The sequence below is a fragment of the Synechococcus sp. BIOS-U3-1 genome, assembly GCF_014279975.1.
Lineage (GTDB): Bacteria > Cyanobacteriota > Cyanobacteriia > PCC-6307 > Cyanobiaceae > Synechococcus_C.
Genome location: NZ_CP047936.1, coordinates 2,686,261 through 2,710,834 on the forward strand (window position 1 = coordinate 2,686,261; position 24,574 = coordinate 2,710,834).

Here is a 24,574-nt window from a genome sequence, read left to right on the forward strand (position 1 = left end):
TCTCAACGAAGATGCAGGTTCAGATCTCTGGTGGTGGCCTTTCGGATCCGAGCACGAATGGTTGGCAATCCGAGGCGTTCGTGAGCTGCAACCCTGTGACAGCCGTTAAACCCCCAGAGCTGACCATCCACCTCCAGCAGATCGATCGGTTCGTGCAATCCCTCCTGGCGTATCGAAGCCATCAGGGATTCCACCTTGTCTTCGTCAAGAAATCGCTGCAGAGGTCGACGGACGGATGCCAAAGCCACCGTGTCCACCCTCATGAGCGCACTCCTGTAACGACGTTTGATCAGCGGAATTTAGGTGGCGGTTAAAGTCGCTTGCACACATGTGAACTCCGATGCTGAGCGCCCTGCGCCGCGTGGCCGCCCTTTGCCTCTGCCTCGTCCTCTGTTTCGGCCTCGCCGCTTGTGACGGCAGCGCCAATGCCAATCCTGCCACCATCAGTCCTGAGGATATGGCTGTCATCCGCCGCCAGGCGGAAGGGTTCACTGCTGCCAAGGATCGGCTGCCTGAACTTGCCAAGCTCGTTGATGAACGCGACTGGACCTTCACTCGCAACCTGATCCATGGCCCCATGCAGGAAGTGGGCCGCGAAATGCTTTACATCAATCAACGCCTGCTTCCCCAGGACCGAGCAGAAGCCAACAAATTGGCGAAATCCCTGAAGGACGCCATGGCTGATCTCGATGAAGCCGCTCGTCTGCAGGACAGCGACAAACTTCAGAAGTTTTACGACGACCTTGAGGCTGACTTCGCGAATTACGCCGCAGTCATCCCAGAGCAGGCTCTGAGCTGATCGCCTCCATTGCCGTCATCGGTGCTGGAGTGACCGGCACCGGCACAGCTTGGCAACTTGCCGAGCAAGGGCACAGTGTTTTGATCGCCGACCCTCTGCTGGCTCAGCCGATCCCGGACAAGCCGGCTGATCGTGATCTCAATGGCAGCACTGCTTCGCTTGGTGTTCTCATGGGCCATGCCTTTCGGCGTTCGAGCGGCCGGGCCTGGAGACTGCGCCAACGCAGCATGACGCTGTGGCCGTCGTGGGTTGAGCAACTGAATCATCCAGAGTCACCTCTGCATCTGGAGACTCCGCTAATCCAACTCGCAGGCAGTGCCGAAGAAGCTCTGCGCATGCAACAGCTCACGTCAACGAAACCCAATTCAGGACTGCATTTCATCGACGACGACAGCCTTGAGCAGGCTGATCCTGTTTGGCCCCAGGCTGGTCATGGGGCAATGCTGTCCGAAAATGATGGCCGGATCGATCCTCTGAAACTGTTGCAGGCGCTGAGGAGGAGCCTGGTTCAACACAACGTCGAGCTTCGAGCGACAGACGTTGTGGAACTGCAGCGGCGAAGCAGCTCACATCGGCACCATTGGCAGCTCATCAACGCGGACGGACGGAACGAAGACGTCGATCTGGTGGTGATCTGCTCCGCATTAGGCAGCACCAAACTGCTGCAGCGCCTTGGGCATCAGCGCCCCATGGATGCCGTACTCGGACAGGTGCTTGAGCTTCAGCTCAACAAGCAAGCCAAGCAATGGTCAGGATGGCCAGCAGTTCTCACCTGCGGCGGCATCAATCTGATTCCCCATGGACAAGACCGGCTGTGGATCGGAGCCACGTTGGAGCCAGGGGTGAAAGCGGATTCCGCAGCCACAGAGACCATGAGACGGTTGAACGGCCTAGCCCCGGCATGGCTTGAAGACTCCTGTTTACTCGGCCAGTGGCATGGCTTGCGTGCACGACCACGAGAAAGACCTGCTCCACTGCTGGAAGAGCTCGAACCTGGACTTCTGCTGGCATCAGGGCACTACCGCAACGGCGTGTTGCTAACCCCGGCAACCGCTGAGTGGGTTGGCCAACACATTAATAAAGCAATGATTACCAGCTCTTAAATGAAGAGGCAACGGCCTGACATAAGTTCCGACAGGCATCAATTCAGCTCTTCCATTTTCATCCTCGAGATCATGGCTCGCTCTCTCAACGCATGGGCACTCACTGCTGTCGCCAGCATGACCGCAGGACTGACCCTGTCTGCTTGCTCAAGCGGCGACGGTAACCAAGCCCAGAGAAACCTTTCTGCAGCTGGCGCTTCCTTTCCTGCGGCGATCTACCAGCGGTGGTTTCAGGGACTGTCACAGCAAGGTGTCTACGTCAATTATCAGTCGATTGGCTCAGGTGCCGGAGTCCGGCAATTCACAGCAGAAACAGTCGATTTCGGTGCATCAGACAAACCGATGAAGCCCGAAGCCATCTCCAAAGTGAGCCGCGGAGTGGTGCAGATTCCGATGACCGCTGGTGCGATCGCCGTGGCTTACAACAACGCCGACTGCGAGCTGTCACTCACGCAGAAACAACTGGCAGGCATTTTTCTCGGGCAGATCACGAACTACAGCGAACTGGGTTGTGCTGACAAAGAGATCAACGTGGTTCACCGTTCCGATGGCTCCGGCACCACCTTCAACTTCACCAAACATCTGGCAGCCATCAGCCCCCGGTGGAAAACAGAAGTTGGTGTTGCCAAATCCGTTCAATGGCCCACTGGAGTGGGAGCCAAAGGCAATGAAGGTGTGGCCGCCCAACTCACTCAAATCAATGGTGGAATCGGTTACGTCGAGCTGGCTTACATCCAAGGAGCCCTTAAGGCGGCGGCTGTAGAAAACGCCAGCGGCAAGAAAGTCAAGCCCACCAATGCCACTGCAAGCGAAGCTCTGGGTTCCATTGTCCTGGGTCCCGATTTGATCGGCAGTAATCCCAATCCAAAAGGGGGCTATCCGATCGTCACCTTCACCTGGGTGCTGGCCTACAAGACAGGCAACGACGACAAAACGGCAATGTTGAAGAAGACTTTCAACTACATGCTTTCAGAGGAAGCACAATCGCAAGCTCCTGAACTGGGCTACATCTCCCTACCTCCTGAAGTGGTGAACAAAGCCAAAGCTGCTGCAGATTCCATCAACTGAGCGATCGCAGGGAACGAATGCTTCCTTTTTTGTGCAATAAAAAACCCCGTCTGTGACCAGACGGGGAAAGATAAAAAGGAGACAAATCAAGAATGGTTTGCCTTAATTGATCACTTGGATTCAGTGAATTCAGCATCGATCACATCATCTCCAGACTCACCAGATCCAGATCCACCTCCAGGATTCGCGCCTGAGTCGCCTCCTGGAGCTGCACCGGCTTCAGCACCAGCCTGCTGATAAACAGATGCGCCAACGGTGTAGAGCTCCTGCTGCAGTTCTTCCAGCAAAGTCTTCATCGCGTCGTAATCCTCCTTCTCAGTGGCCTCTTTGAGCTTGGTGCGCTTCTCCTGGACCTTGGCCTTGGCATCTGCATCAACCTTGTCTCCCAGCTCCTCGACCTGTTTCTCTGCCTGGTAAATGAGGGTTTCAGCCTGATTCTTCAGATCGATCCGCTCACGCTTTTCCTTATCGGCGCTGGCGTTGGATTCGGCATCCTTGACCATGGTCTCCACCTCGGAGTCGCTGAGGGTGGAGGCTCCGGTGATGGAGATGGATTGCTCCTTGCCGCTGCCCTTGTCCTTAGCAGTGACGCTGAGAATGCCGTTGGCATCGATGTCGAAAGTCACTTCAATCTGAGGCACGCCACGGGGAGCAGCGGGAATGCCATCAAGACGGAAGGTTCCCAGACTCTTGTTGTCGGAAGCCATCTCGCGCTCGCCCTGGAGCACGTGAATTTCCACGTTGGTCTGGCCGTCCACAGCAGTGGAGTAGGTCTCAGACTTCTTGGTTGGAACCGTTGTATTGCGGGTGATCATCTTGGTCATCACACCGCCGAGAGTCTCCACGCCCAGAGAGAGGGGAGTGACATCCAACAAAAGGATGTCTTTGACTTCACCGGCAAGGACGCCGCCCTGAATGGCAGCACCCACTGCAACCACCTCATCGGGATTCACGGTCTGATTGGGATCTTTACCGGTAACGCGCTTGACCAGCTCAAGTACGGCTGGAATCCGGGTTGAACCACCCACCATCACGATCTCGTCGAGCTCGCCGGAGGACAACTTGGCGTCCTTGAGCGATTGCTCAACAGGAATGCGACAACGATCAATCAGCTTGGAGGCCAGCTCCTCAAACTTGCCCCGTGTGAGGGTGAGATCGAGATGCTTAGGACCTTCAGGGGTAGCCGTGATGAACGGCAGATTGATCTCGCTCTGAGTGGCGCTGGAGAGTTCAATTTTGGCTTTTTCAGCAGCTTCGGTGAGGCGCTGAAGCGCCTGCTTGTCCTGACGCAGATCGATGCCTTCATTGGACTTGAAGGTGTCGGCCAAGTGATCGACGATCACCTTGTCAAAGTCATCGCCACCGAGATGGGTGTCACCCGAGGTGGAGAGCACCTCGAACACACCATCACCCACCTCCAGAACGGAGACGTCGAAAGTGCCGCCGCCTAAGTCGAAAACCAGAATTCGCTCATTGCTCTTCTTGTCGAGGCCGTAGGCGAGTGCAGCCGCAGTCGGCTCGTTAATGATGCGCAGCACCTCGAGACCAGCAATTTTGCCAGCGTCCTTGGTGGCTTGACGCTGGGAGTCGTTGAAATAGGCGGGAACGGTGATCACCGCCTGGGTCACAGACTCGCCGAGGTACTTGCCGGCATCCTCTGCCAACTTGCGCAGCACCTGGGCGGAAACTTCCTCAGGGGCGAACTGCTTTTCGAGAACCGGACACTTCACCTTCACGTTGGAGCCGGCTTTTTCAACCGTGTAGCTCACTTCCTTCGACTCTTCGTTCACTTCATCGACCCGACGGCCGATGAATCGCTTCACGGAATAAAAGGTGTTGTCAGGATTCATGACCGCCTGGCGCTTGGCAATCTGACCCACCAATTGATCTTGATTCTTGGTGTAGGCCACCACGGACGGCGTGGTGCGGAAGCCCTCGGCATTGGCGATCACGGTGGGCTTGCCGCCCTCCATCACCGACACACAACTGTTGGTGGTTCCGAGATCGATGCCGACAACCTTGCCCATCCTTGTCTCCTTGCTTCGCGTAGTGACTGATTAAATCCCTTGCATCTTCGGCAGAGGCAATGCCTCCAGGCGAGGTGTGGTTCCCGAACAGACCGATGACGCAGCAGGCTGGTGAAGAGGATCGCGCTTCCCCGAATGATCAGCGGAACCACTGAATTGATCGGCTTGCTTGGTCAACCCGTGAGCCACTCCTTGTCACCGGCGATGCACAACGCCGCACTGAAGGCAATGGCGCTTAATTGGCGCTACATGGCATTTCCCTGTGACGCTGAAAATCTGAAGGCGGCGCTCGATGGACTGCAGGGCGTAGGTTGCCGCGGCCTGAGCGTGACGATTCCGCACAAACAGCAGGTGGTAGGTCTCTGCCAAGAGCTAAGCCCCCTTGCCAGACGACTGGGTGCCGTCAACACGCTCACTCCCCTCAAAGAAGGAGGCTGGCATGGCCACAACACCGATATGGAGGGTTTTCTTGCGCCGCTGCAGACGCAGTTGGAGCAGTGGCAGGGTGCAGAGGCCGTGGTAATGGGCTGCGGTGGCAGCGCCCGCGCCGTGGTGGCTGGGCTGCAGCAACTTCCGCTGACCGCAATTCATGTCGCCGGGAGACGCCCAGATGCGCTGGATACCTTCCTGAAAGACCTGCGTGCAGACCAGTGCAACGACAGCGTGCCGCTGATCTCCATGAGCCTCGATCCTGAACCGCTCAGCAGGGTCTTGAAACGATCGAAGCTCGTGGTGAACACCACTCCTGTGGGAATGCAGGGGCACGGGGATGACAAGGCAATGCCGCTCAGCAGTGACCTCTGGACAAAAAGTATCGATTCATCCGTAACCCTCTATGACCTGATCTACACGCCGCGACCAACACCTTGGCTTGAACTGGGTCAACAGCACGGATGCCGCACCATTGATGGCCTGGAAATGCTGGTTGAGCAAGGAGCTGCAGCGCTGCGTCGATGGTCAGGCCGAGAGGATGTCCCGGTTGATCAGATGCGGGAAGGTGCTCTTCGAAGCCTGGGTGCACATCAGGCTTAACCCGGACAATCCACGGACTGAATCACACGCTCTACGCTCGAGCGACTATCGAGGCTGCGATGGCTATTCCCGTCTGGCAACGGTTCCTGGGTCTGCTGGTGTACGTGCTGCCTTGGAGCGATGCAATTCCTTTCGGAAGCCACCTAATGGGTCAGTTCCCCTGGATGCAATGGCTCACGCTGCCTGCACTTCCTCTCGTACTGCTCGAACGGGGCATTCCTTTCGGAAATCTGCTGGTGTTCTTCGTACTGTTCCTGGCAGTGGTGCGCAATCCGAACGTGCCGTACTTCCTGCGATTCAACACGCTCCAGGCCCTGCTCGTGGACATCATCGTGGTGCTGATCGGCTACGCCTTTGCCATCCTCTTGCAGCCCCTCAGCAGTGGCTTGATGCTGCGCACTCTTTCGAGCACGGTGGTGGTGGCAGCGCTGGCCGTGGTGGTCTTCGCTTTGATCGAGTGCATCCGTGGCAGAGAGCCTGATTTGCCTGGATTGAGCCAGGCTGTACGCATGCAGCTCTACTGAGTCTGTCAACGCCAAGGAGATAGGCTGTTGAATCCGTCGCTCACGTAGTGAGCCTTCAGTCCCTGTCGGATCTGTCTCCATGACCCAGCAGCCTTATTACGAGACCATGTACATCCTTCGTCCGGATATTCCGGAAGAGGAGGTCGAGTCTCACCTCACCAAATACCGCGACATCCTTGTGGAAACCGGTGCTGATGTTCTGGACAACCAGATGCGCGGCAAGCGCCCCCTGGCTTATCCGATCGCGAAGCACAAAGAAGGGATCTACGTTCAGCTGAGTCACAACGGTGATGGTCAGCAAGTTGCTGTTCTTGAGAAAGCAATGCGCCTCAGCGAAGACGTCATCCGCTATCTCACCGTCAAGCAGGACGGTCCTCTCCCTGCTCCCCGCGTGGCTCCTGGCAGTGAGCCCGCAGCACAGCCTGAAACAGCCGAAGCTCCCGCCTGAAACAAGGGCATTGTTCAACTGATGACCGGGCGATAGCGTTCGGTCATGCAGGTTCAAGAACCCAACCATCAGGCGCCATTGCCTGTCTGGAACCCGTCGTCAGAAGGGATTCAGGCAAACGTGACGCTTGAAAACAATGCTCTGCGAGCGCGCATCGACGAACTCGAGCAGACAGTTGAGAGCTATGAATCACTCCTGAGTGAGCTTCCAGAGCTGTTTGAGCGCAAGTTTCAGCAACGCCTTGAACCCCTTATGGAGCGTTATCGCCTCCTGGCGAGAGCCCAGCAAATGCTCGGTGAACCTGCTTTGCCCCTGATTGAGGAGCCTTCAGAACCGCTGACCGATATCCCCATTCCCTTCCTCGAACGCTGGCGGAACAGAAAGCAAAGCCATCAAGGGCGATCCGCTCGGAACGCCGCCTGATTCAATCAACGACTTCCTGACCGCTAACGACGTCGGGCTGCAGACCAGAGCCGGATCGGCAACCCCCAGATGTAGATGAACCCCTCTGCTGCGCGGTGATCAAATTGATCATCGCTGCCATAAGAGGCCAACTCTGGAACGTAGAGGCTGCTGTCGCTAGACCCGCGCCCCGTGACAATGGCATTGCCCTTGTGCAGACGAAGACGGACCGTGCCGTTCACGTGGGTCTGGGTGCGATCCATGAATCCATCCAGAGCTTCCTTGAGAGGACCAAACCAGAGGCCCTGATACACCAGATCCGCCCACTGCATCTCCAGCTGACGTTTGGTGCGGAGCACATCGGCAGCCAATGTGAGGCTCTCCAGTTCCTGATGGGCCTGAATCAACAGGAGCAAACCAGGGGTTTCGTAGATCTCACGGCTTTTGATGCCAACCACCCGGTTTTCGATCATGTCGAGCCTGCCGATGCCGTGCATTCCAGCCAGACGGTTGGCTTCTCGGATCAGCTCGACCGGAGCCAGTCGCACGCCATCAATGCTGACAGGATTGCCCGCTTCGAAGCCAATTTCAATCTCCTGATGCTGAGACGGAGCCGCGTCCACGGAGACGCTCATGGCAAACACTTCCTCAGGAGGCGCAACCATCGGATCCTCAAGCGGACCCGCCTCGACGCTGCGGCCCAGCAGGTTGAGGTCGATTGAATAGGGAGACTTCTTGCTTACTGGAGCGGGGATCCCGCAACGCTCACCGTAGGCAATGGTCTGCTCACGGCTCATTCCCCATTCACGGGCAGGTGTGAGCACCTTCAGATCAGGAGCCAAGGCAGCGATCGCCACGTCAAAGCGCACCTGATCATTTCCCTTGCCGGTGCACCCATGAGCCACGGCATCGGCGCCAACCTCCCTCGCTACCTCCACAAGGCGTCTGGCAATCAGCGGACGCGCAAGCGCAGTAGACAGTGGATACCGGCCTTCATACAAAGCGTTGGCCCGGATCGCTGGAAAAGCGAACTCCTCGATGAAGGGTTGAATCAGGTCACCAACAAGAGACTGACTTGCACCAGCGTCCAGAGCCTTAAGACGAATCGGCTCGAGCTCATCGCCCTGTCCGAGGTCTGCAGCGAAAGTGATCACCTCGTCGACTCCCCACTCCTGCTTGAGGTAGGGAATGCAGACACTGGTGTCCACACCTCCGGAATACGCGAGCACAACCTTCTTGGCGCGTCCCATCAAGCGGACTCCTGATCTGTATCGGAACTATTCCGATTCTCCACTCCCACGGGACGACCACAGCAACCATCCGGCCATTAGCCCTGAAGGCACAAACAACAGAGCCAATACAGGAATGAAACTGGGCTGCAAAGGTTGTGGATGCTGATGTCCCCAGAACCGCACAAGCGCACTGATCAGTAGAGAGATTCCCCAGACGGAAGCGAGAATCGCCACTTTTTTCAAGAACTAGAAATGCGCGGTCTTCTATGATGGAGGATTGGCTCTGAAGATCTTGTCCTCAGCTCTCACCGACTTGAGCGCCCTCGACAACGTCAACCCGGCCCTGACCCGCTACGGACGCAAGGAGCCTGCACCGGTGCTCCCGCTACGCGAGGAGCCCGATCTGCTGAGCTGGCTTGAAACCAGCGGTCGCTTGGTGGAGGACGAGGAGTCCAGTTCACCCGAGGTGAGCACGGTGGAAGAGGAGGAACTCTCCGCGCTGATGGGCGAAAAAGAGGATTACAAAGCTGACGAAGAGAACGAGGAAAACTGGGAAGACTGACTTAGGTGTCGTCTTCTGTGGAGCGATCCACCCGTCGCGATGGACGTGGTCCCGCTGCTGTGTTGATCACGGTGGTGGTAGCGGCGACCTTCGCATCAGACCGCTGGATCCCCAACAGCCTGCTGAGCCTGCCACTGCTCACGGCCACTCTGATCTCTGCCCTCGTGACCTGGTGGGGAACACCGCGACTGCGATCACTCAAGATGGGTCAAGTGATCCGAACCGAGGGTCCGGAAGCTCATCAAAGTAAATCCGGCACACCGACGATGGGTGGCCTTCTAGTCGTCCCCGTCGGAGTGATTGCGGGATGCCTGATCAGCTGGGGAGGACGCAGCGCTGCTCAGTTGTTGTCTGTTGGTCTGGTCACGCTGGCCTACATGGTGATCGGTGGCATCGATGACTGGAGCAGCCTGACCAAACGCACCAACACAGGCCTGAAACCCAGAGGCAAAATTCTGCTGCAGAGTGCTGCAGCCATGCTGTTTCTGAGTTGGTCAGCCTGGCAGGGATGGATCCCTGACGCGGTGAACATGCCCCTCGGGATGGTGATTCCTTTTGGCTGGCTGATCTGGCCACTGGGTTTGTTCGTTTTCCTTGCGGAAAGCAACGCCACCAACCTCACCGATGGACTCGACGGACTCGCCTCGGGCTGTGGAGCCCTGGTGTTCACAGGTCTGGGATTGCAGTTGATGCTGCGCGGCAACGAGGGTGACCCTGCGATGGCAGGGTTCTGCATGGCGATGGCCGGTTGCTGGCTCGGCTTTCTCATTCACAACCGCAACCCGGCAAGGGTGTTTATGGGAGATACGGGGTCCCTGGCGATGGGTGCGTCACTCAGTGCAGTGGCGTTGCTATCCAACAGCCTCTGGCCGCTGCTGGTGATGGGTGGCGTCTTCCTGGCTGAATCGCTGTCAGTGATCATCCAGGTGTGGGTGTTCAAAGCGACCAAGGGGCCTGACGGAGTAGGGCGCCGGGTGTTGCGCATGGCACCGCTCCATCACCATTTCGAACTGGGTGGGACAACCGAGCAGATCGTGGTGCCGATGTTTTGGCTTGCAACAGCAGGTCTGGTCATTCTTGGTATCGTTCTCCGCCCCACCTGAGCCGGCTAACAATGAGTTATTTCACCTGGAAAGAAGCAGGTCTCACTGCCGACTGCGCCAGCCTTGAGGCAATGGCCTCCCGATTCGAGGAGGCCGCAAGCCTGATGCGCCGCATGGCCGACAGAGGCTTCGTGCTTGAACAACGCAATGGCGCACAACACATCACCCACACGGATGCCGACATCTTCCAGTCGTGGGGATTTGTGAACGAGGAGCCAGCAGAGCGCCAACTGACCCTGATGCACGACCTCGAACCCTGAACTGATTGCACTCAGACCCTGGTGCGCAAAGCTCCAACCAACCAAACAATGACAAACGCCAGCAGCGATGCGCCCAGATAGATCAGGGCCCATTTCTGGACTGTGGCGATCTCCCAGCCAAAAATCAGCCCATCAGCGGCATCTCCCGCCGTCGTGAATGCGACGGGAGCGAAGCTCAGGGGTAAGAGCATCAGGCGTGGAGCGAGGATCAATCCATGCTGCCCTGAAAAAGGCCATGACGACGTTTCCCGCCACTGTGATGCTGTTGGGCAGTGGTGAACTGGGTAAAGAGGTGGCCATTGCCGCCCAGCGCCTGGGCTGCAGGGTGATCGCCTGCGATCGCTATGCCGGTGCACCAGCCATGCAGGTGGCAGATCTCGCGGAGGTCCTACCGATGACCGAGCCTGAGGCACTGCTGGAGGTGGTGCGCCGCCATAGGCCAAGCGTGGTGATTCCAGAAATAGAAGCTCTCGCCGTGAACGCACTGGCCGAACTGGAAGCAGAAGGCATCACCGTGATTCCCACAGCCCGCGCCACTGCCGTGACGATGAACCGTGATCGCATCCGCGACCTGGCAGCAACTGAGCTTGGGCTGCGCACTGCTCGTTTCGCCTACGCCACCAGTGCCGAAGCACTGCACAACGCTGCGGCACCGTTGGGGTTCCCGGTGGTTGTAAAGCCTGTGATGAGCTCCTCCGGGAAGGGACAGAGCGTTGTGAACAGCGCTGAGGAACTTGATCAGGCCTGGGAGGCGGCAATCACCAACGCGCGTGGCACCTCCAGCCAGGTGATCGTGGAAGAGTTCCTGCACTTTGATCAGGAAATCACACTGCTCACAATCCGCCAACGCGGCGGATCCACTCTGTTCTGTCCACCGATCGGACATCAACAGGCCAACGGTGACTATCAATGCAGCTGGCAGCCTGCCCAATTGAGCGAAGAGCAGTTGCAACGAGCCCAGACCATGGCCCGCACAGTGACAGACAACCTGGGAGGAACTGGTCTGTTCGGAGTGGAGTTCTTTCTCTGCGGCGAGGAGGTGATTTTTTCAGAGCTGTCGCCTCGTCCCCATGACACAGGTCTCGTCACTCTGATCAGCCAGAACCTCAGTGAATTCGAACTGCATCTGAGAGCTGTGCTTGGTTTACCGATTCCCACGATCCGCTGTGCCGCTGCGGCTGCCAGCAGAGTGATCCTCGCGGATCGCCATGGCAGCCAGGTGAGCTTCAGCGGACTGGAATCAGCCCTGAGCGAACCTGACACGAAAGTGTTGTTGTTTGGGAAAGCGGAGGCCCGGCCCGGTCGGCGCATGGGTGTGGCTCTGGCATGCGGCAACCAAGCGACTGATGCTCAAGCCAAGGCCGACCGCAGCGCTGCTGCTGTGACGCTTCAGATCGAGGCCTAATCCAGTCGGGACCGTGCGTTGAGAAAGCGGTAGTGCTGGAGACCCTCCAGCACGCCCATCAAGCGTGACCGATTAGCGAAATAAACCCGCTGCTGATGGCGGCAGCCATCAAGACAGGGGTCATGATCGGCAGTCACCACAGCCGCTGGCAGACCTTGGACCAGCTCCGCATCCCCCTGCTGACTGGCCACCACAAGAATGTGCTCCAGAGGCAAACCCCAACGCAACGAAAGGAAGCGAATCGCCTCGCTGCGTGAGGCCCGCATGGGAAGCACGTCAAGGAACCAGTGACAGCGCAATTGGGGCCTTGCAGGCAGGCCGCTCTGACGCAAACGCTGGCGAATCAACGGCAACACGGAAGGGCCCGGTTGCTCCAGCAGGTAGCTGACCTTGAACTGACCCTGGTGCTCAGGTTTCTGCAGTTTGATGTGATCGCCAAGATCGGAAAGGGTCTGCTCCACACACTCGCGTTGCCAGTCAACGCTGATTTGAGACTGCCAGAAACGATCCGCCTGCTCCTCATCCCCATAGTGAATCTGAGTGCCCGCCTGTGTGATCCAGACCTGCGGGTCAGGCAGATGAAGCTCAGCAAAACGCTGCCGGGCCACACCGAGAGGCCGACCAGTAATGATGCCGAAGCTTGTCTGGGCCGCTTGGGCAGATGGTGCCATCAGTTGTTGCCGCAGACTCTGCAAATCCTTGAGATCGGGCTGATCAAGACTGCTGTCGAGATCCAGCAGCAGCAGACGAGAGCCGAAAGGACTCAGCGCCGATGGTGTCGCCAACAGCTGCGACGACACAGTCACTGTGCTCGAGCGCTTGAGACGGTCTTGCATCAGTGCCAGGTAACCGCACACATGTGCATCCCAGCTGTAGTGACGGCTGACAGCCTCCACGCCGTTGTCACTCCAGCGCCGCCAACGATCGCGATCAGCACCGGCACGCTCCATTCCATCCTGGAGCGATTCCCGGTCAGTCACGTCAACGACAAGCCCGTTATCGCAACGACTCAGTATTTCTCTCGGACCACCGTCATCCGTGGCAACCATCGGCAAACCCGACGCCGCAGCCTCCAGAAGCGTGAGACCGAAAGGCTCTGTGAGAGCTGGATTCACGAACAAACCGCGTTGAGCCGCGGCCCAGCGATAGATGGCCGGAACCTGATCACGACGATGGTGCTTGGGATAGGCAACGGAGCCGTAGAGGTCATAACGGTCCACCAGATCAAAGATCTGTTGAAAAACCTCCCGCTGCTGACGATCCATCTGGCGGGAATCATCACGATTGCCAAGCACGAGCACCAAGTTGTGGCGCTGCCGCAGGACCGCAGATCGACCGAAAGCTTCAACGAGGGCAGGAATGTTTTTGCGCCGATCCGCACGGCAGATAGCCAGCAGAGGTGGACGTTCAGGCTCCCTCAGAAAAGAACTCAGTAGCTCTGAGACCTCAGTGAATTCTTCCGCGTTGCCGTGAGGATGGAAACGCCGGCTGTCGACACCCGGTGGTACAACCGCCGCATGGTCAGGGTTGAAGCATCCATAACGGGCGTATTGCTCATCACGCTCCTGTCGCGTGCTGGTGATGACCAGATCGGCATGGGCAAGAGCCAGCTCTTCGGCATCGATGCGCCGACTGATCGAATAACTCTGCTCGATCTGTTCATGCTCTCCACCGGCCGCAAGCAAACGGCGCAATTTCTCACGTCCTAGGGAATGGCCTGTGTAAGCAAGGGGAATTCCTAGACGTCGACTGACCAGAGCCCCTACATATCCGGCATCGGCGTAATGGGCATGAATCCAGTCGGGTCGATTGTCACTGACTCGGAGATGACGAACCAGCTGATCGGCCAATTCATCCAGATGCGGCCAGAGCTGTTCCTTACGCAAATAACGGCGAGGTCCAAAACTGAATCGACGGATCGATGCACCAGGTGCAATCGGCTCGAGAGGTTTGGAATAGTCGAGGGACACACGCCGATCGTGAATCAGCCGCGTGACGACCTCGACCTGAGACACCTCGGCGCGATTGGCCAGGCTACGGGCCAATTCCAAGACGTAGAGGGTCTGACCTCCGGTGTCTGCATCACGGCCAAGCTCCAAATCCTGCGAGCGAAATAAGCCGTGGAGATGAAGATGCAGCAGCTTCAGTCCCACAGGACCTCCAACACGTTCAGGAACAGGTCCTGGTGTCCGATCAAGGATTAGGTGATAAAGAACTTCGAAAAGATGAAAACAATCTGATAACTGAAAGGGAGTAAGGCAAAAGCATGCCGAGATCGCTTGCTTTCAAGACGGTTTAAGGCCGTCCAGCACTATCGCTTGCAATTGTTTTGAGTGTAGAAATGCAGACAAATAAGGCTTGTTTACAACAGCGACATGGCGTAAAGAATTTTCATAATTGACCGGTCACATCCAGTAAAGGCACGCGTTGATGGCCCCAACCACCGCCCCTGAAGCTCAGCGAATCGTTGATTCCCAACTGGTCATTGATCCAGGCAAGGATCAGGGGGCCCAAAACCGGGGGTTCTTCAGCACCCACCGGAGCCCAAAGATTGAAGTGATCTCCACCTGAGGCCAGCACAAGGCGGTGACCATTGGCCAGAGGCTGACCATTGCGCAGCGGAACAACCGCTTCAGGATCCGATGGAACAACCCAATCGTGGGTCCCGCTCACCAACAGCACCTTCGCATGCATCGACGGGCCACTGGCTTCGTCAAACAGCAGTCGTAGAGGCGGACTCACCACAACCGCAGTCCGTACTCTCATGTCGGCCAATGATCCCTGATCGGCACCTTTGAGCCAGCTGCACTGCAAAACCCAGCTGAGGTTGCGGTCTGGATCACGAGCATCCTGACAACGGGAACTCAGCTTCCGGCTCGTGGTCTGAAGACCACCCAACTGGAGAGCCGCAGTGGCACCCCAGGAATGACCCACAACCGCCACTGAATCGGTTTGAACAGCGGCACCAGAGAGCAGGCTGCCAGTCTCGACCGCATCAATCACGGCAGTGACATCCATTGGACGCAAGCGCAGTTCCTCGGATGCCGGCGGTGGCTGTTGGCCTTTCAGCAGTGACTCCTGCTGCTTGGAATCACTACCTGGGTGACGTGGAAGCAATACGGAATAACCATGAGCAGCAAGCAGATAGGCCCAGCCTTCGAAACTGGAGGGCGCATCCCAGAGCCCATGGGAAATCACCACCAATCGACCATTTGACATTCCAGTCGGGGAGATCACCGTGACCTGCAAAGGCTGCGGACGATGGTTCACTGCAACGGAGCGTTGTCGACGGCTCCAGCCAGATGCCGCAGCCGCGACGATCGTTGAGGAAACAGGCGTGGCCGCGGTGCCCTTCTGCATCAGCGCCCTTGCATCGTCCTGATTGCTTCTGAGTCTCTTGGCGTAAAAAGCAAGCTCCTGGAGATTGATCGAGAGCTCATCTCCAGGAACATGTCGCAGGAATCCCAGTAGATGGGGCTCATCATCCCGATAAGCCGCGGCCAAAGCTTCCGACACCATTCGCCCGCTGGTATCAGCCGGAAGACCCTTGACCTCAACCAATTTGGAAGCAGCGAGAAGCAGCTGCTCAAACAGAGGGTGTCCAAGGGATTGGCGAATAATGCTGCTGGTTGCTTCAGGGAGAGGGGCCGTGAGCAGAGATTCGATCAGCTTCTGTACTGATCCATCGCCTGCCAAATCCAGCTCCTGAAGATCTCGATTGGACTCGATCAACTCCCGCGCATTGGAGGCCTGACTCAAATCCAGGCTGATGCTCTCATCCAGCAAAGGCAAGGTGAAAGTGAGGCGCTCGACAGCTGCGACCGGTTGAGCGACCAACAGCGAAGCCAGGGCTGCAACCAAGCCACTGAAGCGGAAACAGGGGGAGGAGCTCATGCCGCCAGAGGAACAGTCTGAGGTGGATGCTGCTCCAGAACCCTTGCTAGGTAACGACCGGTGTGACTGGTTGGGTGCTGTGCCACCTCTTCCGGCGTTCCACAGGCCACCAACTCTCCACCACGATCACCACCCTCTGGACCAAGATCAATCAACCAGTCAGAACAACGGATCACGTCGAGGTTGTGCTCGATGCAGATGATCGAATTGCCCTTATCCACAAGACGCTGCATCACATCCATCAGCTTGTGGACGTCATAGAAACTCAGGCCAGTGGTGGGCTCATCAATGAGATAGAGCGTCTTGCCGGTGGCCCTGCGGGACAGTTCAGTGGCCAACTTCACCCGTTGGGCTTCACCGCCGGAAAGCGTGGGTGCCGGCTGACCCAGCTTCACGTAACCGAGACCCACATCCACCAGGGTCCAAAGTCGGTCCGCTGCCTGTGGAATGGCGGAAAACACCTCGGCAGCCTGCTCAACGGTCATCTCCAGAACGTCGGCGATCGTGTGCCCCTTGTAAGTGACCTGAAGAGTCTCTCGATTGAATCGGGCGCCCTTGCAGACATCGCACTGCACATAGACATCAGGCAGGAAGTTCATTTCGATCACGTTGACCCCCTGTCCTCGACAGGCTTCGCAGCGACCGCCCTTGACGTTGAAACTGAATTGACCCACCTGGTAGCCGCGGGCCTTCGCTTCAACCGTGGCTGCAAACACCTGACGGATCGGATCGAACGCACCGGTGTAGGTGGCGGGGTTGGAACGGGGAGTCCTACCGATCGGTGACTGGTCGATCACGATCACTTTGTCGATCGACTTGAGGCCACGCATCTCGCCGAGACCGTTGGGGAAAGGCACTTTGTGCCCGAGGCCATGCTCCAGCGCGGGGTGAAGCAACTCATTCACCAGGGTGCTCTTGCCACTGCCGCTCACTCCAGTAATGGAAACAAGACGTCCGAGCGGAAACTCCACGCTCAGGTCTTTGAGATTGTTGCGATTGCAATTGAGCAGCTTGAGGCTGCGAGCCCCTGCCGAGCGACGTTCCGGAGGAGTGGGAATGCTGAGCTGTCCACTCAGATAGGCACCAGTAATCGATTGATCAGCATCGAGCAGATCTTGGAGGGAGCCCTCAGCCACGATGTGACCACCATGCACCCCAGCTCCGGGACCAATGTCCACGAGATGATCAGCTGCGCGGATCGTGTCCTCATCGTGTTCAACCACAACGAGAGTGTTTCCTAAATCACGCAGCCTTTCGAGGGTGGCCAGCAGGCGGTCATTGTCCCGTTGGTGCAAACCGATGCTCGGTTCATCAAGCACGTAGAGCACTCCGGTGAGACCTGCTCCGATTTGCGTGGCCAGACGGATCCTCTGCGCTTCTCCACCAGACAGCGTCATCGCCGGGCGATCGAGGCTCAGATAGTCCAGACCGACATCCAGCAGAAAACGCAATCGCATGCGGATCTCGCGCAGCACGAGGTCTCCGATCTGCATCTGACGATTCGTGAGCAGTGGTTCACTGCCCTCAAAGGCACCCTCGCCCATCAACTGCTCAATCCGTTCAAGGGTTTGCCCAACGCTCACAGCGGTGAGATCTGTGATTCGGAAGCAGCCCATGCGCACAGCCAATGCCTCGGGGCGCAGTCGTTTGCCAGCACAACTGGAACAGGGAACCAGTTCCAGAAATTTCTCCAGCTTCTGACGCTGGGCTTCGCCACTGGCATCACGCAGCTGACGTTCAAGAATCGGCAAAATCCCCTCAAAGGGACGCTGATATCCGGCGTTTCCCTTGCGATAGCGGCTATCAGCCTGAATCAGGATCGGTTCACGACTGCCGTTGAGCAGAACATCTTGCTGCTCTTCAGACAGGTCCTTCCAGGGAGTCTTGATTTCGAAGCCAAAGGCCTCCCCAACGGAATAAAGCAGCGAGAAGTAATAGGAGTTGTCTTTCTCAGCCCAGGGAGCGACTGCGGCGTAAACCGGCAGCGAAGGATCTGGAACCACTCGCTCAGGTGTGAACTTGCGCAGGTGGCCGATACCGTGGCAGGCCTCGCAAGCTCCATAAGGACTGTTGAAAGAAAACAGTCTTGGTGAGAGCTCCTCCATGATCGCCCCGTGCTCGGGGCAGGCGAAATTCTCTGAGAACAAACGCTCTTGGTCGACTCCTTCAGGAAGTTGCTCATCCTTTTTGGGAACCACTTCAACGATGGCCAAACCATCTCCGCGTTTCAGAGACGTGCGCAGGGAGTCGGTGAGCCGTTCCTGAATTCCCTCTCGAGCAACAAGCCTGTCCACCACCACTTCGATGTGGTGGCTTTGGTTTTTGTCGAGCTCAATGTTGTCCGCCAGTTCACGCACTTCTCCATCGATCCGCACCCGAGCGAACCCTTCGGCGGCCAGCCCGCTGATCAATTTGGCGTGGGTGCCCTTCTTGCCACGCACAACCGGAGCGAGTAGCTGATACCGCGTGGATTCAGGCAAGGTGAGGATCTGATCGACCATTTCATCAATGGTCTGCGGCCGGATCGGACGATCGCACTTCGGACAATGCGGATCACCGGCTCGACCGAACAACAAACGCAGATAATCCTGAATCTCCGTAACGGTTCCGACGGTCGAACGTGGGTTGTGACTGGTGGATTTCTGATCGATTGAGATCGCCGGTGAAAGCCCCTCGATGGCATCAACATCTGGCTTGTCGACCTGACCTAGAAACTGACGTGCGTAAGCGGAAAGGCTCTCGACGTAGCGACGCTGACCCTCAGCAAAAATCGTGTCGAAAGCCAGGGAGCTTTTACCGCTGCCGCTCACCCCGGTAAACACCACCATCTTGTTGCGAGGGATGGTGATATCAACGTTCTTGAGATTGTGCTGACGAGCACCACGAACGCGGATCACATCCTCTTCAGATCCAGTGGTAAGCCTCACCGGCTCTGCCGGAGATGAAGCCTTTGATTTGGGAGCGGTTCGCCCCATACGGACTGGATCTCAATAGCTGACGAGTCTACTGAGATCAGATCACGCTCATGCTGCTTTCTGATCCAGAAGGCTGGCTGCATAAGCCTCAGCTTCGTGGCAATCACCGCCTGCCAGTTCAGCTAGCTCACGCTGACGCTCCTGAGTGTCCCGCAGCTGGGACACTCGCGAATGAGTGACCCCATCGCAAACATCTTTGCTAACGCGGAAATGATGATCAGCCGCAGCAGCCACGAGCGGCTGATGGGTGACACAGAACACCTGACGATGGCTCGACAACATGCGAAGCAGATCGGCCATGGCACCACTGACACGGCCACTCACTCCAGTATCGATTTCATCGAACAGCAGGGTGCTGGATCCATCCACCTCGGCAAGACAGGTTTTGAGAGCCAGCAGAAAACGTGACATCTCACCCCCGGAAGCCACTTCAGCGAGCGGTGCCATGGGCTGACCTGGATTGGCTGAGAACAGGAAGCACACAGCATCAGCACCGCTCTCTCCAGGTTCGGATGGCTCAACGGCGACCTCGAAACGCACATTGGCCAATCCCATGGGCCTGAGAAGAGCCATCAACCGCTCTTGCAGCTCCGCCGCCACGGCCAGTCGCTGTGAACGCAGAGAAGCATTGCTGCGATCACGGATCTCGCAAGCCATCAGCTCCTGGCTGCGCAATTGCTCAAGCAATGCCTCAACACCACCGGATTGCTGACGGTCACGCAGCTCATCGCGACGCTTGATCAGATTGATCAGATCCTGACCATGGCGGCGTTCCAGGCTCTTGAGCTCGGCCAGACGGTCCTGAAGCACAGCCAAACGATGGGGATCACTGTCCAGAGAAGCTCCGTAACCCTCCAGTTCCCGGATCAGATCCTGAACACCTGATTCAAGATCCAGACATCGCTCGCTCAGAGACGTCAGCGATGGGTCGAGGCTCTGCATCTGCTGTAACTCATGGCTGCAGGCCAGCAGATGATCAAGGGTTGAGGGTGCCTGATCAGCACCGTCCTGAAGACGCCCGATCAACAGACCCAGACCCTCCTGCAGGCGCACACCATGAACAAGACGGTCCTGTTCCCGTTCGATCTGATCGATTTCCTCAGGGTCATCAAGCTCAGCTCGGTCGAGTTCAGCCAGCAGCAGATCCAACTCCTCACGTTGTTGATCCAGCCGCAACCGATCGTTTTCAGCCCGCTCAAGCTCGGAGTGACAACGAAGCCAGTCGCTCCAATGACGACGGACCTGAGTGAGCTCGGCGTCAAGCGAAGCTCCGCCGAGCTGGTCAAGCCAGCGTTTCTGCTGGCCCGGACGTGCGAGCTGCTGGGTCTGACCCTGAACGGTGAGATCAATCAGCAGGGGACGCAGCACCAACAACTGCTGACGATTGACCATCACACCGTTCAGCCTTGAGCGACTGCTGAGACGTTCCTCCTGGCGCCGCCATTCGCGGCTCACCACTAAGTCCTCCTCTCCTTCGGTGATCTCCTGCTCAAGCAACCAGCGGCTTGCGGCGGCACCAGGACGAAAACTGGCCTCAATGACGCCACGGTCACAGCCGGAACGCAACAGGCGCCCGCCTGCACCTGTCTGCAAACCTCCCAGCACGGCATCGAGAGCATCAAGCAGGATCGACTTTCCTGCGCCCGTCTCGCCAGTCAGCACGGAAAAGCCCTGATCAAACGCCAGATCAAGGCTGTCGATTAAAGCGATGTTTTCGAGTCGCAGACCGGTTAGCACGACAGACCCCGGTGTTGGAGCTGACCGTAGCGGCGGCTCAGCTCGTTTAGAAGGGGTGGAGATGGCATTAAGGCCAGTGGCCCCTCAAGAGCTCGGAGATTTCATCGAAGCCGCCGGTCTGCTCACGTATGACCCGGCAGCCATCACTCGTATTTATGCGGGTCATCCCCAACGTCTACTGCGGCGTCTGTGGCAGACGTTGGTGCCGATTGGAATGCTGTTGATCGGCATCGGTTTCGACTGGATCTTCCAGCTGCTCAAGAATCAAGAGCGAGCCCGACGCAGAGCTCGGGAATGCGCTGAACTGCTGGTGGAGCTCGGACCAGCCTTCATCAAAGCCGGCCAGGCTCTCTCCACACGGCCAGACATCGTGCCTCCGGTACTACTGGAGGAACTTGCCCAGCTGCAGGACCAGCTTCCAGGGTTCGACAGCGCTCTGGCCATGGCTTGTATTGAGGAAGACCTGGGAGCTCCCGTCGACAGCATCTACGCGGAACTAGAACGCGAACCAATCTCAGCGGCCTCTCTCGGCCAGGTGCATCGCGGAACATTGCACGACGGTCAACGCGTCGCCGTGAAAGTGCAAAGGCCGGGTCTGCGCGAACAGATCACGCTGGATCTCTACATCGTGCGCAATATTGCCGCCTGGCTCAACAGCAATATCGGCCTGATTCGCAGCGATCTTGTTGCCCTCATTGATGAACTGGGCAGTCGGGTGTTCGAAGAGATGGATTATTTGAATGAAGCTTCGAACGCGGAAAAATTCAGCGAGCTGCATCAGCACAATCCCCGTATCGCCGTTCCGCTGATCTATCGAGAAGCCACTAGTCGAAGGGTGCTAACGATGGAATGGATCGACGGCGTCAAGCTCACCAACCTTGAGGCGGTGAGAGAGATGGGTATTGATCCCAATGAGATGGTGTCCGTGGGCGTGAACTGCAGCCTGCAACAGCTGCTTGAGCACGGCTTCTTTCATGCCGATCCACACCCAGGCAATTTGCTAGCCCTCTCTGATGGACGGCTCTGCTACCTGGATTTCGGCATGATGAGCGAAGTCTCGCGAGAATCACGCACCGGATTGATCCAAGCCGTGGTTCACCTGGTGAATCGCAATTTCGGCAAATTGTCCAAGGATTTCGTCAACCTCGGATTCCTTGCTGAAGACGTGAATCTGGAGCCGATTGTTCCGGCGTTCGAAACCGTTTTCAGTCAAGCGTTGGAAGCAGGTGTCAGTCGCATGGATTTCAAAGCGGTCACTGATGATCTGTCCGGCGTGATGTACAAGTTCCCGTTCAGAGTCCCGCCTTACTACGCCTTAATCATCCGCTCACTGGTCACCCTTGAGGGAATTGCTCTGAGCGTGGATTACGACTTCAAGATTCTCGGCGCTGCCTATCCCTATTTCGCTCGCCGGCTGATGGAGGATCCGGACCCACAACTCCGTCAAAGCCTGAAAGAGATGTTGTTTGACGGCGATATCTTCAGCTGGACCCGGCTGGAAAATTTAGTGGCCAGTGCAGCCAGTCAAGACCAACTGGACCTGGATGCATTGCTTGATCAGGTTCTGGATTTCCTTCTGTCAACCCATGGGGGCATGCTGCGCCAACAGCTGGTTGAAACCGCAGCAGATCGCATCGATTCGCTTGGATGGATGACCCTGCAACGCATCGGACGACGTCTGCCACGTCAGTTGCAACCTTCTCGCCTCATGGCGTCAGGAGCCGAGTTGGATCAGGACTTTTACATGGATCTCGAACCGGTCCGTCAACTCATCCAAGTCCTCCAGCAGCTACCCGGCTTCAGTCCAGATCTGCTGTTCAGCCGCTTGCCGAGATTGATGCGTGAACCCGACGCCCGTCGCATGGGCGTTGAACTTGCCCAGGGCTTAGCCGAACGAGGAGTTGTCCGACTGGTCAAAGCAGCAGCAGGAGTCTCCCCCTAGATTCCGGCCAACTTGATCAGCCCATGTCTGCACGACGATCACGCCTTCGCAGGCACGCTCTGGCAACAGGCTCGGCGATGGCTCTGGGCCTGCTGAGTTGTTTCCAACCCGCTCACGCAGCCAAGGATGTTGCCCTCGTAAGTGGTGCGTTTATCCGTTCAATCAGTGTTGCGGATCTGGCCTACTTAGCCGAAACAGGTGAAGCGCGTGGATTACTGGTCGACCTCCTGAAGTTGAGCCGTCAGGATCCTGAGGACGTAGCGAAACTGCTCAATCAGGAACTGAATCTGCCACTGGTGCTAACCAGCAGGCTGATGTCCACAAGGATTGGAGACGTGATTCTGACCAGGGTGGCTCGGATCATCTATCCGCTGAGAGTGCCTGCTCCCTCGGTGAGTGTTCCAGCCATCCGCGCTGGTGTCATCAACGGGCTTCAGATCGGTGAAGGCGGCTTGACGGCCATCAAATTTCTCGAGGCCTATCCATCGGACGTGATGGAAGTGAATATCCCAGCACTGATTGCCGTGATCGAAAAAGCAGAATCCATCGCGGGCTTGGTGCAATTCTTCTCAGATTCCCCCCTGGACGGTCTGAAGGACGGCAGCAACTGAATCCGGCCGCAGTGTCTGCCACATAGATTCCTGAAGATCATTGCCCTGCGCAGGTGTCACTGCTCAACAGCTTCCGTCGCCGCTTCTCCCCGGCTCCCGTCATGCAGGACTGGCCAGGGCTGATTGAGGCTTACAGAACCTGGTTACCAGTGAGCAACTCCACTCCGGTGGTGACCTTGAGGGAAGGCGCTACACCATTGATCCCTGTGCCTTCGATCGCTGAACGGATCGGAAAGGGGGTGAAGGTTTACGTGAAATACGACGGATTGAACCCAACTGGTTCGTTTAAGGACCGGGGCATGACCATGGCGATCAGCAAGGCCAAGGAAGCTGGATGTGAAGCCGTGATCTGTGCCAGCACGGGCAACACTTCAGCGGCTGCCGCGGCCTACGCAAGACGCGCAGGGATGCGAGCCTTCGTGCTGATCCCCGACGGATATGTCGCCCAAGGGAAGCTGGCTCAGGCACTGGTTTACGGCGCCGAGGTTCTCGCCATTCGCGGCAACTTCGACAAAGCACTCGACATCGTGCGTGAAGTGTCGGATCAATACCCGATCACCCTGGTGAATTCGGTGAACCCTTATCGCCTCCAAGGCCAGAAAACAGCCGCATTTGAATTGATCGATGCCCTTGGTGATGCCCCTGACTGGTTGTGCATCCCCATGGGCAACGCCGGCAACATCACCGCCTACTGGATGGGTTTCCAGGAGTATCACCAGGCAGGGCGAAGCCGCACGCTCCCCAGGATGATGGGCTTCCAGGCCAGTGGATCAGCTCCGTTGGTCAACGAGACCACCGTGACCGATCCAGAAACGATCGCAACGGCCATCCGCATCGGCAATCCTGTGAACAGGGAGAAAGCCATTGCCGCACGAGCCGCCAGCAACGGCGCCTTCCTGGATGTCACAGATGAGGAAATCATTCAGGCCTACAAGCTGCTGGGAGGACAGGAGGGCGTGTTCTGCGAACCAGCCAGCGCTGCTTCAGTGGCTGGTCTGCTCAAACGCAAAGACGAAGTCCCTTCCGGAGCCACGGTTGTCTGTGTCCTCACAGGCAACGGACTGAAGGATCCCGATTGCGCGATCAACAACAATGATGCTGCCTTCCATACCGATCTGAACCCCGATCTGGGCACAGTGGCCAAAGTGATGGGGTTCTGAGTCAGCAGTCAGCAGCACATGGTCTCAACCTCGATAGAGCCCCTTCCTGAAAGGGGTTTTTTGATGTCAACAAACGCAAGAGAACGAACAACCAAATGACGAACTGCCTGAGGAAGACCGCAGAAAACCATGCCTGAAAGCTGTGGAAATCCAGCCCCAAAAGCACTCGCGCGTGACCCTTCAGATTTCCCCAGGCTGTTGATTCTGTGAGAAACGCAGGTTTCTCCTCATTGGCGAATCAAGATTCCCCAGCCCTGTGTGATCAGAAAAGCATTGACGAGAAAGGGGCT

The 24,574-nt window shown here is 57.3% G+C and carries 23 protein-coding genes; 14 read left to right on the forward strand and 9 right to left on the reverse strand.

All coding sequences use genetic code 11. The features are described from left to right. Window positions 1-2 precede the first annotated feature (2 nt). Window positions 3-263: a sulfiredoxin gene (locus SynBIOSU31_RS14475; protein WP_186491157.1), complete on the reverse strand. Its 261-nt coding sequence runs from the start codon at window positions 261-263 to the stop codon at window positions 3-5. 77 nt (window positions 264-340) lie between these two features. Between SynBIOSU31_RS14475 and psbQ the strand changes: the two genes are divergently transcribed. The 3 genes from psbQ (at window position 341) to pstS (ending at window position 2,970) form a co-directional block, all read left to right on the forward strand. Next, the gene (gene psbQ, locus SynBIOSU31_RS14480; RefSeq protein WP_186491158.1) at window positions 341-799 is read left to right on the forward strand and encodes a photosystem II protein PsbQ; all 459 of its coding nucleotides are present in this window, start codon (window positions 341-343) and stop codon (window positions 797-799) included. Window positions 800-816: 17 nt separating this feature from the next. Then, window positions 817-1,902, forward strand: a complete 1,086-nt coding sequence (locus tag SynBIOSU31_RS14485; protein ID WP_255477461.1) for an NAD(P)/FAD-dependent oxidoreductase — start codon at window positions 817-819, stop codon at window positions 1,900-1,902. A gap of 72 nt (window positions 1,903-1,974) precedes the next feature. After that, window positions 1,975-2,970: a phosphate ABC transporter substrate-binding protein PstS gene (gene pstS / locus SynBIOSU31_RS14490; RefSeq protein ID WP_186491159.1), complete on the forward strand. Its 996-nt coding sequence runs from the start codon at window positions 1,975-1,977 to the stop codon at window positions 2,968-2,970. 110 nt (window positions 2,971-3,080) lie between these two features. On the opposite strand, the gene dnaK is transcribed toward pstS, so the two are convergent. Then, window positions 3,081-4,997: a molecular chaperone DnaK gene (gene dnaK / locus SynBIOSU31_RS14495; protein WP_186491161.1), complete on the reverse strand. Its 1,917-nt coding sequence runs from the start codon at window positions 4,995-4,997 to the stop codon at window positions 3,081-3,083. A 111-nt stretch (window positions 4,998-5,108) separates the two neighbouring features. Here dnaK and SynBIOSU31_RS14500 point away from each other — a divergent pair, with 111 nt between their 5' ends. The 4 genes from SynBIOSU31_RS14500 (at window position 5,109) to SynBIOSU31_RS14515 (ending at window position 7,424) form a co-directional block, all read left to right on the forward strand. Continuing rightward, the gene (locus tag SynBIOSU31_RS14500; protein WP_370593641.1) at window positions 5,109-6,029 is read left to right on the forward strand and encodes a shikimate dehydrogenase; all 921 of its coding nucleotides are present in this window, start codon (window positions 5,109-5,111) and stop codon (window positions 6,027-6,029) included. A 59-nt stretch (window positions 6,030-6,088) separates the two neighbouring features. Continuing rightward, window positions 6,089-6,553, forward strand: a complete 465-nt coding sequence (locus SynBIOSU31_RS14505) for a Tic20 family protein (protein ID WP_186491162.1) — start codon at window positions 6,089-6,091, stop codon at window positions 6,551-6,553. A gap of 79 nt (window positions 6,554-6,632) precedes the next feature. Beyond that, window positions 6,633-7,001: a 30S ribosomal protein S6 gene (gene rpsF / locus SynBIOSU31_RS14510; protein ID WP_186491163.1), complete on the forward strand. Its 369-nt coding sequence runs from the start codon at window positions 6,633-6,635 to the stop codon at window positions 6,999-7,001. Between the two features lie 45 nt (window positions 7,002-7,046). After that, window positions 7,047-7,424, forward strand: coding sequence for a hypothetical protein (locus SynBIOSU31_RS14515; protein ID WP_186491164.1), 378 nt, complete (start codon window positions 7,047-7,049; stop codon window positions 7,422-7,424). Window positions 7,425-7,447: 23 nt separating this feature from the next. Here the strand turns inward: SynBIOSU31_RS14515 and SynBIOSU31_RS14520 are convergent, their stop codons facing one another. Next, entirely contained in the window at window positions 7,448-8,653 is a 1,206-nt protein-coding gene (locus SynBIOSU31_RS14520; protein WP_186491166.1) for an argininosuccinate synthase, read from the reverse strand. Between the two features lie 27 nt (window positions 8,654-8,680). Then, window positions 8,681-8,869: a hypothetical protein gene (locus tag SynBIOSU31_RS14525; RefSeq protein ID WP_255477282.1), complete on the reverse strand. Its 189-nt coding sequence runs from the start codon at window positions 8,867-8,869 to the stop codon at window positions 8,681-8,683. Window positions 8,870-8,912: 43 nt separating this feature from the next. On the opposite strand from SynBIOSU31_RS14525, the gene SynBIOSU31_RS14530 reads away from it, so the two are divergent. From SynBIOSU31_RS14530 to SynBIOSU31_RS14540, 3 genes are read left to right on the forward strand one after another with little or no spacing between them, the layout of a single operon-like run. Further along, entirely contained in the window at window positions 8,913-9,197 is a 285-nt protein-coding gene (locus SynBIOSU31_RS14530) for a DUF3134 domain-containing protein (protein WP_255477283.1), read from the forward strand. A gap of 17 nt (window positions 9,198-9,214) precedes the next feature. Beyond that, the gene (mraY, locus tag SynBIOSU31_RS14535; RefSeq protein WP_370593642.1) at window positions 9,215-10,300 is read left to right on the forward strand and encodes a phospho-N-acetylmuramoyl-pentapeptide-transferase; all 1,086 of its coding nucleotides are present in this window, start codon (window positions 9,215-9,217) and stop codon (window positions 10,298-10,300) included. Between the two features lie 11 nt (window positions 10,301-10,311). Next, window positions 10,312-10,560: a hypothetical protein gene (locus SynBIOSU31_RS14540; protein WP_186491169.1), complete on the forward strand. Its 249-nt coding sequence runs from the start codon at window positions 10,312-10,314 to the stop codon at window positions 10,558-10,560. Between the two features lie 11 nt (window positions 10,561-10,571). On the opposite strand, the gene SynBIOSU31_RS14545 is transcribed toward SynBIOSU31_RS14540, so the two are convergent. Next, window positions 10,572-10,751 carry a cytochrome B6 gene (locus SynBIOSU31_RS14545; protein ID WP_186493170.1) on the reverse strand — a complete coding sequence of 60 codons (180 nt, stop codon included), beginning with the start codon at window positions 10,749-10,751 and terminating at the stop codon, window positions 10,572-10,574. Window positions 10,752-10,795: 44 nt separating this feature from the next. On the opposite strand from SynBIOSU31_RS14545, the gene purT reads away from it, so the two are divergent. Then, window positions 10,796-11,965 carry a formate-dependent phosphoribosylglycinamide formyltransferase gene (gene purT, locus SynBIOSU31_RS14550; protein ID WP_186491171.1) on the forward strand — a complete coding sequence of 390 codons (1,170 nt, stop codon included), beginning with the start codon at window positions 10,796-10,798 and terminating at the stop codon, window positions 11,963-11,965. On the opposite strand, the gene SynBIOSU31_RS14555 is transcribed toward purT, so the two are convergent. The 4 genes from SynBIOSU31_RS14555 to recN form a co-directional block, all read right to left on the reverse strand. Then, window positions 11,962-14,118, reverse strand: coding sequence for an HAD family hydrolase (locus SynBIOSU31_RS14555; protein WP_186491172.1), 2,157 nt, complete (start codon window positions 14,116-14,118; stop codon window positions 11,962-11,964). The two genes, purT and SynBIOSU31_RS14555, sit on opposite strands and share 4 nt — an antisense overlap. A gap of 238 nt (window positions 14,119-14,356) precedes the next feature. Then, window positions 14,357-15,859 carry an alpha/beta fold hydrolase gene (locus SynBIOSU31_RS14560; RefSeq protein ID WP_186491173.1) on the reverse strand — a complete coding sequence of 501 codons (1,503 nt, stop codon included), beginning with the start codon at window positions 15,857-15,859 and terminating at the stop codon, window positions 14,357-14,359. Further along, on the reverse strand, window positions 15,856-18,834 hold the full coding sequence (gene uvrA / locus SynBIOSU31_RS14565; RefSeq protein ID WP_186491175.1) for an excinuclease ABC subunit UvrA: 2,979 nt from the start codon (window positions 18,832-18,834) through the stop codon (window positions 15,856-15,858). Before uvrA ends, SynBIOSU31_RS14560 begins: the two co-directional genes overlap by 4 nt. 48 nt (window positions 18,835-18,882) lie before the next feature. Then, window positions 18,883-20,571 (reverse strand): DNA repair protein RecN, encoded by a 1,689-nt coding sequence (recN, locus tag SynBIOSU31_RS14570; protein WP_186491176.1) that lies wholly within the window; start codon window positions 20,569-20,571, stop codon window positions 18,883-18,885. 61 nt (window positions 20,572-20,632) lie between these two features. On the opposite strand from recN, the gene SynBIOSU31_RS14575 reads away from it, so the two are divergent. The 3 genes from SynBIOSU31_RS14575 (at window position 20,633) to thrC (ending at window position 24,284) form a co-directional block, all read left to right on the forward strand. Beyond that, window positions 20,633-22,513 carry an ABC1 kinase family protein gene (locus SynBIOSU31_RS14575; RefSeq protein ID WP_186493172.1) on the forward strand — a complete coding sequence of 627 codons (1,881 nt, stop codon included), beginning with the start codon at window positions 20,633-20,635 and terminating at the stop codon, window positions 22,511-22,513. A 23-nt stretch (window positions 22,514-22,536) separates the two neighbouring features. Continuing rightward, entirely contained in the window at window positions 22,537-23,124 is a 588-nt protein-coding gene (locus tag SynBIOSU31_RS14580; RefSeq protein WP_186491177.1) for an alpha/beta hydrolase, read from the forward strand. Window positions 23,125-23,225: 101 nt separating this feature from the next. Next, the gene (gene thrC / locus SynBIOSU31_RS14585) at window positions 23,226-24,284 is read left to right on the forward strand and encodes a threonine synthase (protein WP_186493174.1); all 1,059 of its coding nucleotides are present in this window, start codon (window positions 23,226-23,228) and stop codon (window positions 24,282-24,284) included. The last annotated feature ends 290 nt before the right edge of the window (window positions 24,285-24,574 follow it).